This window comes from Pseudomonas brassicacearum subsp. neoaurantiaca, from assembly GCF_013608025.1.
In the GTDB taxonomy this organism is placed as follows: domain Bacteria; phylum Pseudomonadota; class Gammaproteobacteria; order Pseudomonadales; family Pseudomonadaceae; genus Aquipseudomonas.
Genome location: NZ_VDLV01000001.1, coordinates 273,422 through 286,513 on the forward strand (window position 1 = coordinate 273,422; position 13,092 = coordinate 286,513).

The following is a 13,092-nucleotide window of genomic DNA, read 5'->3' on the forward strand; positions in this document are numbered from 1 at the left end:
TTCATGAAACTGTTGCGTTACGGCGAAAAAGGTTCGGAAAAACCCGGGCTGCTGGATGACGACCATCAGATCCGCGACCTGTCGGGCCACGTGCCGGACATTGCCGGAAATGTCCTGGGGCCGGAAGGCCTGGCAAAACTCGCCGCCATCGACCCGCGCAGCCTGCCGGTGGTGGCCGGGCAGCCGCGGATCGGCCCGTGCGTCGGCCAGGTCGGCAAGTTCATCTGCATCGGTTTGAACTACGCCGACCATGCCGCCGAGTCGAACATGGAAGTGCCAAAGGAACCGATCATCTTCAACAAATGGACCAGCGCTATTTGCGGTCCGAACGACGATATCCAGATTCCCCGTGGCTCGCTCAAGACCGATTGGGAAGTCGAGCTGGGCGTGGTTATCGGCAAAGGCGGGCGCTACATCGACGAAGCGAACGCCCTGGAGCATGTCGCCGGTTATTGCGTCATCAACGACGTGTCGGAGCGCGAGTGGCAGCTCGAACGCGGCGGCACCTGGGACAAAGGCAAGGGCTTCGACACCTTCGGCCCCCTCGGCCCATGGCTGGTGACCAAGGATGAGATCCCCGACCCGCATGCGCTGAACCTGTGGCTGGAAGTCGACGGGCATCGCTATCAGGACGGCAATACTCGTACGCTGATATTCAGCGTGCCGCAATTGATCGCCTACCTCAGCCGATGCATGAGCCTGCAACCGGGCGACGTCATCTCCACCGGAACGCCACCGGGCGTTGGGCTGGGCATCAAGCCCAACCCGGTGTTCCTGCGCCCGGGCCAGACCATGCGCCTTGGTATCGAGGGCTTGGGCGAGCAGCGTCAGGTGACCGTGCAGGCGGATTGATCACTGGCTTCGCTGGCGCCTTCTTCGCGAGCAGGCTCGCTCCCACACGGTCCTTTGCACACCAAAGATCCCTTGTGGGAGCGAGCCTGCTCCGGGCGGCGATCCGACGAAAGCGGTAGTCCAGCTGTAGTAGATAGATTTATTGTCCTCGCCACGAAAAATCCTCGAAGATGCGCAACTGATTCGAGAGAACGATTCGATCCATGAGCGACGACTCCCACGCACGTTTTTGCCGTTTTCAAACCCCGGATCCCAGCATCCCTCCACGCGAGCAATCACCAATGCTCCCGCAGGAGTTGGCCTGGGCGCGGGAGCGTGCCTTCATGCACCGCTTCAGTTGGTTCGTGGTGCTGCTGCCGCCGTTGAGCATCGGCCTCGTGCTGCCAGGCTTGGCATACTTGACGATCCTGGGCCTGACTCAGAAATTATTCGCCCCGGACCTGGATGTCGACCGGATCGTCGGTGATTCCCTGGGCTGGCTGGCGCTGGTGACGGTCCTTTTCGTCGCCGGTTGGGCATTGTCCAATTACCTGCGCGACTCACGGGACCCGACCAAGCGCTACTGGCAATCGTTGCCAGATCAAGGACTGGTCGAGCTTGAGCGTCATACATTGGTCTCGGGCATCAGCCTTTGGGCCAACGACTTTGACCCGGACTGCAACAGCCTCACCCTGTGGAAGAACGACAAGCTGGTGAGCGTGCAAAGCTCCGGCGTGTCGCAGTGGATCCTCGCCATGACCGCAGCCGGCCACTGGCTGGTGCTCAAGGACGAGTTTCCCGGTGACTTCTGCTATGGGCGAGAAGGGCGGATGCCCGAGAAGGACAAGCAGATGCAACCCCGTCAGCAACTGGCGATTGCCTTTGCGCCCGGAACTCAACTCGAGCTGGGCCAGCGCTTTGAAGGTGCGCCTGTGCCCTTGGTGGAAACGCCCTATTGGATGTCCGCCGATGAGATCAAGCGCCTCACCGAAGCCGCCCATCACTGGATCTTCTTCCCGCCGGACCGTTACGCCGTGGTCAATGCCCAGGACGCTCGCTGGGTACAGCGATTGGTGGAAAGGGCACAAGCCAGTGTCGGGCCTCAGCATGAGTGACGAGCTCTACAAGCAAAGGCTCCGCTTCGAGACGCCTGATCCAGGCATCGGCCCTCGCGAGCAATCACCGATGCTCCCGCAGGAATTGGCCTGGGCGCGCGAGCGTGCATCAACGCACCGCTTCAGCTGGGTCATGGTGCTGGCGGCGCCGGTGAGCGTTGGCCTGATGCTGCCAAGCCTGGCGTTCGTGATTGGCTTGGGTCTTGTCGAGAAATGGTTCGTCCCGGGCCTGGATGTCGACCGGATCATCGATGGATCCTGGGGCTGGCAGATATTGGCGACTGTGCTTTCTATCGGCGGTTGGGCATTGTCCAATTACCGGCGCGACTCACGGGACCCGACCAAGCGCTACTGGCAATCGATGCCGGATCGAGGGTTGGTCGAGCTTGAGCGTCACACGCTGATCTCCGGCATCAGCCTGTGGGCCAGTGATAATCCCGAGCACGACAGCCTCATGCTGTGGCAAAACGACAAGCTGGTGCGGGTGCAAAGTTCCGGCGTGTCGCAGTGGATCCTGGCCATGACCACGGCCGGCCATTGGCTGGTGCTCATGGAGGAATTTCCTGGCGTCTTCCGCCATGGACAAGTCAGCCGAATGCCTGCGCCCGAACAGCGGATGAAGCCCCAACAGCAATTGGCGATTGCCTTTGCCCCAGGGACTCACGTGACGCTGGGCGAGCGTTTCGACGGTGCGCCGGTGCCGCTGACGGAATCCTCGTACTGGATGTCCGCCGACGAGTCCAGTCGCCTCGCCGAAGCCTCCCATCGCTGGGGCTTTTCCTCGTCGGACCGTTACGCTGTGATCAACGACCGGGACGCCGATTGGGTGCAACGACTGGTTGATAAAGCGCTGGCGGACAAGGCGCGGGGCAGCACCGGCCGTCACGGCTGAGCGTCCGCCAACGTGACGCGGGTCTCTCGGGGTGCGAAGGCGCTGATGGCGGTTGCCGACAGGGCGAGCAACGCACCGACGGCGGCAAGCCCGATCCAGCCGCTCCGGTGGACGCCGTAGTTGCCCAAGGCCGCGCCGAGTGCCAGGGCGCAACACACCGCCATGACGCCGACCAGACGAGCGGGGATCACGCTCGACGTTCCATGGCGAAACGTGCAATGGGCGATGCACTTTGTGCATCGCGCCTGTGGGCACGACGTGGGGGTGGCGAGTGTCTGCCCGAACTGCGGTGTGCCGGTTGAACGCAAGGATTTGCAGCCGTCGATCAGCGAACGCTTCCTCGCCGAGCGCACGGCCCGTCGGGAAGCGTTCAAGGGCAAGTAGCGCCCGCCGACCCTCAGTCGGATTTGCGACGCGTGACGCGCTTCATCACCACCACGAAGAATACCGGGACAAACACCACCGCCAGTGTGGCCGTGACCATGCCGCCGATCACGCCGGTACCAATGGCCTGCTGGCTCGCCGAGCTGGCACCCGTGGCAACCGCCAGCGGGACCACGCCCAGGATGAACGCCAACGACGTCATGATGATCGGCCGCAGGCGCAGGCGCGCGGCCTGGAGCGTGGCGTCGATCAGGTCGTGGCCTTCGTCGTACAGGCTCTTGGCGAATTCGATGATCAGGATCGCGTTTTTCGCCGACAGGCCGATGATGGTGATCAGCCCGATCTTGAAGAACACGTCGTTGGGCATGCCGCGCAACGACACCGCCAATACCGCGCCGAGCACGCCCAGCGGCACGACCAGCAATACCGAGGTGGGAATCGACCAACTCTCGTACAGCGCCGCCAGGCACAGGAACACCACCAGCAGCGACAGGCCCAGCAGGATCGGCGCCTGGCTGCCGGACAAACGTTCCTGCAATGACAATCCAGTCCATTCCTGGCCCATGCCTTTTGGCCCTTGGGCGACGAGCCGCTCGATTTCGGCCATGGCTTGCCCGGTGCTGTAGCCCGGTGCCGGTTCGCCGGAAATGCTCACCGCCGGGTAGCCGTTGTAGCGGGTCAGTTGCGCCGGCCCTTGGGTCCAGCGGGCCTGGACGAACGCCGACAACGGCACCATTTCTCCACTGCTGTTGCGCACGTGGATCTTCAGCAGATCCTCGACCTGGCTGCGCTGGTCGCCTTCGGCCTGGACCACCACGCGCTGCATGCGCCCTTGGTTCGGGAAGTCGTTGATATAGGCCGAGCCTACCGCCGTAGACAACACGCCGCCGACATCGGCAAAGGAAATGCCCAAGGCATTCGCCTGTTTGCGATCCACCTCCAATTGCACCTGCGGCGCTTCCGCCAGGGCACTCTCGCGCACGTTCATCAACATCGGGCTTTTTTCAGCGGCGGCGAGCAGTTCGCTGCGGGCCTGCATCAACGTGGCGTGGCCGAGGCCGCCGCGATCCTGCAAGCGGAACTCGAAACCGCTGGAAGTGCCGAGGCCGTCCACCGGCGGCGGCAGCACCGAGAACGCCATGGCGTCTTTGATCGCACCGAATGCCTGGTTGGCGCGCTCGGCGATGGACGCCGCCGAATCATCGCCACCGCGCTGCGACCAATCCTTCAACGTGGTGAACGCCAACGCCGCGTTCTGCCCGCTGCCGGAAAAGCTGAAGCCAAGTATCACCGTGCTGTCTCCAACGCCCGGCTCGCCGGCATTGTGCGCCTCGATCTGTTCGACGACCTGCACCGTGCGGTTCTTGCTCGCGCCCGCAGGCAACTGGATGTCGGTGATGGTGTAGCCCTGGTCTTCCACCGGCAGGAACGAGGAGGGCAGGCGACTGAACAGCAGGCCCATGCCCACCAGCAGCACACCGTAGATCAATAGATAACGGCCGCTGCGTTTCAGCGCATAGGTCACCCAACCTTGATAGCGGTCACCGAATCGATCGAAGCCACGGTTGAACCAACCGAAGAATCCGCGCTTGGCGTGATGGTCGCCTGGCGCGATTGGCTTGAGCAAGGTCGCGCACAGCGCCGGGATCAACGTCAGTGCGAGAAACGCCGAGAACAGAATCGACGTCGCCATCGACAACGAGAACTGCTGGTAGATAACCCCCACCGAGCCCTGCATGAACGCCATCGGAATGAACACCGCCACCAGCACCAGGGTGATGCCGATGATTGCCCCGGTGATCTGGCTCATCGCCTTGCGCGTCGCGTCCTTGGGCGACAGGCCTTCCTGGGCCATGATCCGCTCGACGTTTTCCACCACCACGATGGCATCGTCCACCAGGATGCCGATGGCCAGGACCATGCCGAACATGGTCAACACGTTGATCGAGAAACCCAGGGCGAGCATAGTCGCGAAGGTGCCCATCAGCGCCACCGGCACCACCAACGTGGGGATCAGCGTGTAGCGGATGTTCTGCAAGAACAGGAACATCACCGCGAACACCAGCAGCATCGCCTCGCCGAGGGTATAGACCACTTTCGTGATCGAGACTTTGACGAATGGCGATGTGTCGTAGGGAATCTTGTATTCCACGCCGGCGGGGAAGTAGCGCGCCAGCTCATCCATCTTGTTGCGCACCAGGGTCGCGGTGTTCAACGCATTGGCCCCGGGGGATAGCTGCACCGCCACGGCAGTCGACGGCTTGCCGTTCAGGCGCGTGGAGAACTGGTATTCCTGGCTGCCGATTTCCACCCGCGCGACATCGGCGATGCGCACCGTCGAACCGTCGGGGTTGGCCTTGAGCACGATGTCGGCGAATTCCTGCGGCGTCGAGAGCTGGCCCTTGACGACGATGGTCGCAGTGATTTCCTGGGTGCTGCGGCTCGGCAGGTCGCCGAGGCTGCCGGCCGAGACCTGGGCGTTCTGCGCGACGATGGCGGCATTGACGTCCGCCGGGGTCAGGTTGAAACCCACCAGCTTGCGCGGATCGATCCAGATCCGCATGGCCCGCTCGGCGCCGTACAGCTGGGCCTTGCCGACGCCGTCCAGGCGCTTGATCTCGTTCATCACGTTGCGCGCCAGGTAATCGCTGAGCGCCACATCGTCGAGCTTGCCGTCGCTGGAGGTGAGGGTAATCAGCAGCAGGAAGCCGGCGGAAACCTTGTCCACCTGCAAGCCCTGTTGGGTGACCGCTTGCGGCAGGCGCGACTCCACGGCCTTGAGGCGGTTTTGCACATCGACCTGGGCCAATTCCGGATTCGTGCCCGGTTGAAACGTCGCGGTGATCGTGGCGCTGCCGAGGCTGCTCTGGGATTCGAAATACAGCAGGTTGTCGGCGCCGTTGAGTTCTTCCTCGATCAGGCTGACCACGCTCTCGTCGATGGTTTGCGCCGACGCGCCCGGGTATACCGCGTAGATCTCGATCTGCGGGGGCGCCACGACCGGGTATTGCGCCACCGGCAGCTGAGGGATGGCGAGAATGCCGGCGAGGAGGATGAACAGCGCGACGACCCAGGCGAACACCGGGCGGTCGATGAAGAAATGCGGCATGGCTTAGCGTCCTGCCTGTTGCCCGGGAACCTGGGCGAGGGGAAGAGGGGATTCATCGACCTGGACTTTTTCACCGGGGCGGGCATGCTGGACGCCTTCGACGACGATGCGGTCGCCCGGCTTCAAGCCTTCGGTAACGATCCATCGATCGTCCTGTGCCGCGCCTAATTGCACCGGTTGCTGGCTGACCTTTTGCTCGGCGTCCAGCAGCAACACCTGGGCGATGCCGGCGCTGTCGCGCATGATCGCCCGTTGCGGCACGGTGATGCCTTGGCTGTTCACTGCCTGCTCCAGGCGCACCCGGATGAAACTGCCGGGCAGCAGGTCCAGGTCCGGGTTGGGAAACTCGCTGCGCAGGGTGATCTGGCCGGTGCCCGGGTCGACGCTGAGGTCGGTGAAGAGCAACTTGCCGGGCAGCGGATAGGGGCTGCCGTCGTCCTGGATCAATGTGGCCTTGGCCTGGCCTTGGCCGACCGCTTGCAACTGACCGGCACGAAAGGCGCGGCGCAGGTCGTTGAGTTCACGGGTCGATTGGGTGAGGTCGGCGTGGATCGGGTCCAGTTGCTGGATCAGCGCCAACGGCGTGGTTTCGTTCTGCCCCACCAGCGCGCCTTCGGTCACCAGGGCGCGACCGATGCGCCCGGAAATCGGCGCGGTCACCGTGGCATAACCCAGGTTCAGCTTGGCCCGTTCCACCGCGGCTTTGTTGGCGGCGACATCGGCTGCGGTCTGGCGCACGTTGGCCCGGGCGTTGTCATAGTCCTGGCCGCTGATGGCTTGGTCATCGATCAATTGGGCATAGCGCTGCGCCTGCAACCGCGCCTGGAACGCATTGGCCTCGGCCTTGCGCAACGCCGCCTCGGCGCTGTCCAGGTCGGCCTTGAACGGGGCCGGGTCGATGCGAAACAGCACCTGCCCCTGCTTGACGTCGCTGCCTTCGTGATAGACCCGTTGCAAGACCACGCCGGCGACCCGGGCGCGGACTTCGGCCACTCGCGGTGCGGCGATGCGGCCGCTCAGCTCGTTGCTGATGGACAGGGGGCGGGCCTGGACGGTTTCGACACGCACGCTGGCGGGCGGGGCGGATGCCTCCGGGTCAGAGGCGCTGTCGCAGCCACTGAGCTGCAGTGCGCCGGCCAACAAGCCCAGTGCGACGAAAGGAATCTTGGACATGGTGCTTCCCCACTATTGAGCCGGCCATGATAGGGATCGAGGCCAACGCCAGGGGTGAAGGTTTGTAGGGGCTCTGTGAAATTGTGTAATCAGATCCGAAAATGCCCCACCAATTGTTGCTGATGGTTGGCCATGGCATGCAACGAATGGCTCGCCTGCGAGGCTTCCTCCATGCGGCTGGTCAAGGTCTCGCTGATCCCGCGTATATCACTGACGCGGTGGCTGATGTCTTCGACGACAGCGCTTTGCTCCAGGGCTGCGCTGGCGATCTGCTGGTTCATGTGTTCGATCACTTCCACGGCGTCGGTGATGCGCTGTAGCGCGGCCTGGGTCTTATCGACTTGAACGACGCTGTCCCTGGCCAGCTCACGGCTCGACTGGGTGCTGTGCACGACGTCCTGGCTCAGTTGCTGCAACGCTTCGATCACCGAGCGTATCTGCTCGACGGAGTTTTGCGTATTGCTCGCCAAATGCCGCACTTCATCGGCCACCACCGCGAAACCACGACCCTGTTCGCCAGCGCGGGCGGCCTCGATGGCGGCATTCAACGCCAGCAGGTTGGTCTGCTGGGCAATCGCACAAATCACGTCCAGCACCTGACCGATGTGCTGGCTGTTGCCGGCCAGCGCCTGCACTTGCTCGAGGGTGGTTTCCAGGCAGCGGTCCAGGCTGTCGATGCGGGTGACCGCGTTGGCGAACAGCTCACGCCCCGATCGGCTTGCGTTTTCGGCGACGGTGGCGGCATCGGCCGCCTGGTGGGAATGGCGAGCGACCTCCTGGGCGTTGGTGCTCATTTCATGCAAGGCGGTCGCTGCCAACTCGACTTCCCGGTATTGCGTATGCATGCCCTTGCTGACTTCCCGGGCCACCTGCGCCGAGGTATCGGCGGTGTTGCGGGTGTCGAGGGCGGCTTGCTGGATGTCGCGGATGATGGGCTGCAATTTATCGAGAAAACGGTTGAACCCGTGCGCCAGATGACCCAACTCATCGCGACGGTCGTCGGGCAGGCGCCGGGTGAGATCGCCGTCGCCGTCGACTATCGCATCGAGCAGATGCGCCACCCTCAGCAGCGGCCGGGTCACGCCGTAAGCGGTGAGCCAGATGAGCAACAGGCCCAAGCCGGCAGCCAGCAAGCCCAAGCTGAGGTTGAACCAGTTGGCTTGGCGGTGCTTGTCGTCCAGCTGCGCCTGCATGTGTAGCGCCGGCGCTTGCACAAGCGCTTCCGGCACGCGTATCTGCAATTGCCAAGGGGCGTTTTCCGGCGCGGGTTGCACGGTTTGCTGCACGTCGACAGAAGTACCCGCCACGGTGCCGCTGTGGCCGGCAGTTTGCCCGGAAGGGGAAAGAATGTTGATTTCGCTGTGGCCGGGGTACAAGTCGTTGGCAAGGCTGGCGGCGAGCTGCTGAAGGGTATCGAGGCTGATGTCCATGCCGACGACACCGATGACGTTGCCCTGGTCCAGCAGCGGTATAGAGATGCTGCTCATCAACGTCTTCTGGCCTTCGACCTCGATTGCATAGGGCTCCGTCACGCAGGTGTGTTTCCGGGTCTGCGGGCAGATGTACCAGGCGTTTTCCGGCTCGCTGCCCGGTGGCGCGGTGTTGGCGCTGATCTGGGCTTCGCTGAGCACTTCCTGGACCAGATGGCCGGGTTGGCTTTGCGACCAGTACAGGGCAAAGCGGCCTGTTTCATTGCCAGCCAGATCGCGTTGGCCTGTGAAACCGGCATCTTCACCGACCAGCGCGTCGGGAAGCAGCACCACGTAAAAGCCGAGGACTTTTTCGCGGTTCTGAAGGGCTTGGCGGGTCACGGCGATCAGGTCTCGACGCAGCTGTGCTGGCGTCAGTCGCCCGTTCCGCGCCTGGGCGCGCAGTTGCAGGACCTGTTGGGCAAAACCTTCCCCGTAGGTCGCGGTTTCGCTGAAGAAACGTTCCACTCGCTGACCATGGGCCGAGGCCTGTGCTTGCAGGCCCTCCAGCGCTGATTGTCCGAGGAGCTGGCTGCTTTGCTGTTTCAGCAATGTGGCGCCTTGCTGGTTCTGATACAGCGAAGCACCGGTCAACGCCCCGACCACGGCCAGCAGGCACAGGCCACTCAGAAGCGTGATCCGCCATTGGATGGAGAGACGGGTAAAGAACATGCTGAGGTTTTCCTGCGCTTAGGGACTTTTATTGTTTTGGGTCCAGCACCGTCTGAGCAGTGGGCGAGGCTATCTTGCGGCAGGAAGCGCCTGACGGTTATCCCGAATCGGCAGCCGTTGTGCGCTGTCATTGGGCTAATACGCGGCACTCAAAAAAACACCAGCCCCGAAGAATATGAAGAACCCGAGGCGAGGGAGCTTGCTCCCGCTGGACCGGTCCGACGCTTCGGGCGCAGCAGGCCCAAAAAAGAGGGGCCGCTTCGCGACCCAGCGGGAGCAAGCTCCCTCGCCACGGGTTCATCTCCATAAAGGCTGGTCTGTTTTGGGGCACTGCTTTTGATGCTGCCGTTTTGGGATAGCGAAGGGTTTTGGCAAGGGCATAGCATCGAATCCAGCGTGCAAGTAGAACAACAACGTTTTGGAAGCCGGCGAAGCTGGCCGACTCCGATCCAGCAGCCACTGCCTCATACAATAAGGTCAAGAACAATGAGCGTATCTTTCCCGATCAGCAGCTCGACGGAGTTGAAGCGCGGCGCACTGGGTGTCGGCTTCATCATCTTCTTCGTGATATCGGCGGCCAGTCCCTTGAGCGTCATCGCCGGCGGTTTCCCCATCGGCATCATGCTCGGCAACGGCGCCGGCACACCGGCGCTGTTGTTGCTGGCGCTGTTGGTGTTGCTGGCCTTTTCGGCGGGTTACACCGCCATGTCCCGGCACATGACCAATGCCGGTGGTTTCTACGCGTTTACCTCGCGCGGTTTGGGTGGCTTGGCCGGCGGCGCAGCGGGGGTACTGGCGATGTTCGCCTACAACATTCTCCAGGTCGGCCTGTACGGCATGTTCGGCGGCGTGGTCAGCGGCACGATGGCCAGCATCTTCGGCCTGGACTTGCCGTGGTGGATGTACTCGCTGCTGGCGATGGCGAGCGTTGCGATCCTCGGCTATCGCAAGATCGACTTGTCGGCCCGCGTGCTCTCCGTGGTGGTGATTGCCGAATACCTGGCGATCCTGACGCTGGATTTCGCCATCCTCAAGACCGGCGGCGACAGCGGCATCAATCTCGATTCGTTCGACCGCAGCCACGTCTTCAGCGGTACGCCATCCATCGGTCTGCTGTTCTGTTTCGCGGCGTTCATCGGCTTCGAAGCCACGACGATCTACGGCGAAGAGGCGAGGAATCCGCACCGCACGATTCCTATCGCCACCTACAGCTCGGTGCTGTTGATCGGTGGTTTTTATGCGCTGTCGGTCTGGTCGATGATCGTGGGTGTCGGGGCCGACAAGATCGTACCGACGCTGCAGGCTTTGCAGGATCCGACCACCTTCATATACGGCCTGTCCGACCACTTTGTCGGCCCGCAGCTGACCCAGATCATCCGGGTGCTGTTCATGGTCAGCATCTATGCCGGCCTGCTGGCGTTCCACAATGCCGCGGCGCGTTATTTCTATGCCATCGGCCGTGACGGCTTGCTGCACAGCCGCTTGGGCACGACCCACCGCGTGCATCAGAGCCCGCACATGGGGTCGGTCTTGCAAAGCCTGATCGCCGCCGTGGTGGTGCTGATCTTCGCCGCGCTGGACGCTGATCCGATCCTGCAGTTGTTTGCCTGGTTTTCCAACCTGGCCACCCTCTGCGTGATCCTGCTCATGGCGTTGACCTCGGCGGCGGTGTTCGTCTACTTCCGGCGTCACCCGGAATTGAAGCTGGGGCTTTGGCGCGGTCGGATTCTTCCGGGCTTTTCTTGCCTGGCGCTGCTGGCGGTGCTGGCCCTCGCAGTGATCCATTTCGATGTGCTGACGGGCGCTAGCCAGCTCCTGTCCTATGGACTTTGCGCCGTTATTCCTGTCGCGCTGGTTGTCGGCGTGTTCCTCGCCGTGCGCTTGCGCAAGGTCTCGCCGGAGCGATTCGCGGCGCTGGGCAGCCACAAGCTGTAGGCGCCACGCCAGCGTTCCATTCCACACAAAAAAACAACTGCGCTGTCGTTCGGGACGGTCCGGCGGCGCGTGAAAGGAAGGTTCCATGCACGATTACCAAATGCTCATCAACGGGGTGCGGGTCGACGGTGAAAATGGCCATTTCGATGTGGTCAATCCGGCGACGGGCGCCGTGTTCGCCCGCTGCCCCGCCGGTTCCCTGGGCCAACTCGACCTCGCGGTCGAAGCGGCGGAATCGGCCTTTGTCGAGTGGCGGCACAGCACCCATGAAGAGCGCCGCCAACGTCTGCTGAATATTGCGACAGACATCGAGCAGGACGCCGACGCGCTGGCCCGGCTCATCGTCCTCGAACAAGGCAAGCCGCTGGCCCTGGCGTTTTCTGAAGTCATGGGCGCGGCGGCCTGGACGCGTTATGCCGCCGAACAACAGATCCCGGTGGAGCTGGTGGAAGAAACCCCGACCCAGCGCATCGAGCTGCACCGCAAACCCCTCGGCGTCGTCGCCTCGATCACACCGTGGAACTGGCCGTTCATGATTGCCGTCTGGCACATCATGCCGGCGCTGCGTGCCGGTAATTGCGTGATCAGCAAACCGTCGAGCCTGACCCCGTTGAGTACCTTGCGCCTGGTGGAAATCATCGCCAGCCATGTACCGCGGGGCGTGATCAATGTCGTGACGGGCGAACAGGGTTTTGGCAGCGCGATCACGGCCCACGCCGGTATCCAGAAAATTGTCTTCACCGGCTCGACAGCCACCGGCCAAAGCGTGATGCGCGGCGCCGCCGGCAATCTCAAGCGCCTGACCCTGGAGCTGGGCGGCAACGACGCGGCCATCCTGCTGCCCGGCACGCCGGTCGAGGAGGTGGCCGAAGAGATTTTCCAGGCGGCGTTCCTGAACATGGGGCAGACCTGCGCCGCCCTCAAGCGCTTGTACGTGCACCAATCCCAATACGAGGCGTTCGCCGACGCGCTGGCGAGCATCGCCGGGCGCCAGGTCATTGGCGACGGCCTTGAGCCGGACGTCACCTTCGGTCCGGTGCAGAACCCCGAACAACTGGCGCTGGTGGAAGCATTGGTGGCCGACGCCCGGGCCAATGGCGCTCGGGTGTTGTGCGGTGGCGCGCGTTTGGATCGAGCGGGTTTCTTCTATCCGCCGACCCTCGTCGCCGATGTCACCGACGGCCAGCGCCTGGTGGACGAAGAGCAGTTCGGTCCGGTGTTGCCATTGATTGTCTACGAGGACGTCGAGGATGTCCTGTGCCGCGCCAACGCTGGCGACATGGGGCTGGGCGGCTCGGTCTGGGGCAGCGATGTGGAACAGGCCCAGGCGTTGGCCAGTCGCCTTGAAAGCGGTGTTGCCTGGGTCAACTGCCATGCGCAGATCCAACCGAACACGCCATTTGGCGGCAGCAAGATGTCCGGGTTCGGCGTCGAGTTCGGCCTTGAAGGGTTGCTGGAGTTCACCGGCCAGCAACTGCTGTACGTACGCAAGCGTGAAACACAGTGAGGACT

Annotated in this window: 10 protein-coding genes and 1 pseudogene; 6 read left to right on the forward strand and 5 right to left on the reverse strand. The window is 63.1% G+C overall.

Annotation, left to right across the window (positions count from 1 at the left end; genetic code table 11):
- Window positions 1–3 precede the first annotated feature (3 nt).
- The 3 genes from FHK92_RS01205 (at window position 4) to FHK92_RS01215 (ending at window position 2,838) form a co-directional block, all read left to right on the forward strand.
- Window positions 4–852, forward strand: coding sequence for an ureidoglycolate lyase (locus tag FHK92_RS01205; protein WP_181286423.1), 849 nt, complete (start codon window positions 4–6; stop codon window positions 850–852).
- Between the two features lie 323 nt (window positions 853–1,175).
- Window positions 1,176–1,946 (forward strand): hypothetical protein, encoded by a 771-nt coding sequence (locus tag FHK92_RS01210; RefSeq protein WP_258232534.1) that lies wholly within the window; start codon window positions 1,176–1,178, stop codon window positions 1,944–1,946.
- Window positions 1,939–2,838 carry a hypothetical protein gene (locus FHK92_RS01215; RefSeq protein ID WP_258232535.1) on the forward strand — a complete coding sequence of 300 codons (900 nt, stop codon included), beginning with the start codon at window positions 1,939–1,941 and terminating at the stop codon, window positions 2,836–2,838. Before FHK92_RS01210 ends, FHK92_RS01215 begins: the two co-directional genes overlap by 8 nt.
- Here FHK92_RS01215 and FHK92_RS01220 read toward each other — a convergent pair.
- Window positions 2,829–3,029, reverse strand: a complete 201-nt coding sequence (locus FHK92_RS01220; RefSeq protein WP_181286425.1) for a hypothetical protein — start codon at window positions 3,027–3,029, stop codon at window positions 2,829–2,831. The two genes, FHK92_RS01215 and FHK92_RS01220, sit on opposite strands and share 10 nt — an antisense overlap.
- A 34-nt stretch (window positions 3,030–3,063) precedes the next feature.
- On the opposite strand from FHK92_RS01220, the gene FHK92_RS01225 reads away from it, so the two are divergent.
- Complete coding sequence (locus tag FHK92_RS01225) at window positions 3,064–3,222, forward strand: hypothetical protein (RefSeq protein ID WP_258232536.1); 159 nt, start codon at window positions 3,064–3,066, stop codon at window positions 3,220–3,222.
- A gap of 13 nt (window positions 3,223–3,235) precedes the next feature.
- On the opposite strand, the gene FHK92_RS01230 is transcribed toward FHK92_RS01225, so the two are convergent.
- The 4 genes and pseudogenes from FHK92_RS01230 to FHK92_RS28085 form a co-directional block, all read right to left on the reverse strand.
- Entirely contained in the window at window positions 3,236–6,331 is a 3,096-nt protein-coding gene (locus FHK92_RS01230; protein ID WP_181286426.1) for an efflux RND transporter permease subunit, read from the reverse strand.
- A 3-nt stretch (window positions 6,332–6,334) separates the two neighbouring features.
- On the reverse strand, window positions 6,335–7,504 hold the full coding sequence (locus FHK92_RS01235; protein WP_181286427.1) for an efflux RND transporter periplasmic adaptor subunit: 1,170 nt from the start codon (window positions 7,502–7,504) through the stop codon (window positions 6,335–6,337).
- Between the two features lie 89 nt (window positions 7,505–7,593).
- Window positions 7,594–8,349 (reverse strand): methyl-accepting chemotaxis protein, encoded by a 756-nt coding sequence (locus FHK92_RS28080; RefSeq protein WP_375154593.1) that lies wholly within the window; start codon window positions 8,347–8,349, stop codon window positions 7,594–7,596.
- A 102-nt stretch (window positions 8,350–8,451) separates the two neighbouring features.
- Window positions 8,452–9,645 (reverse strand): annotated as a pseudogene (locus FHK92_RS28085) (PDC sensor domain-containing protein); the annotation flags it as partial.
- Between the two features lie 486 nt (window positions 9,646–10,131).
- On the opposite strand from FHK92_RS28085, the gene FHK92_RS01245 reads away from it, so the two are divergent.
- Window positions 10,132–11,580 (forward strand): APC family permease, encoded by a 1,449-nt coding sequence (locus FHK92_RS01245; RefSeq protein WP_181286429.1) that lies wholly within the window; start codon window positions 10,132–10,134, stop codon window positions 11,578–11,580.
- A gap of 85 nt (window positions 11,581–11,665) precedes the next feature.
- Window positions 11,666–13,087, forward strand: coding sequence for an aldehyde dehydrogenase family protein (locus FHK92_RS01250; RefSeq protein ID WP_181286430.1), 1,422 nt, complete (start codon window positions 11,666–11,668; stop codon window positions 13,085–13,087).
- The last annotated feature ends 5 nt before the right edge of the window (window positions 13,088–13,092 follow it).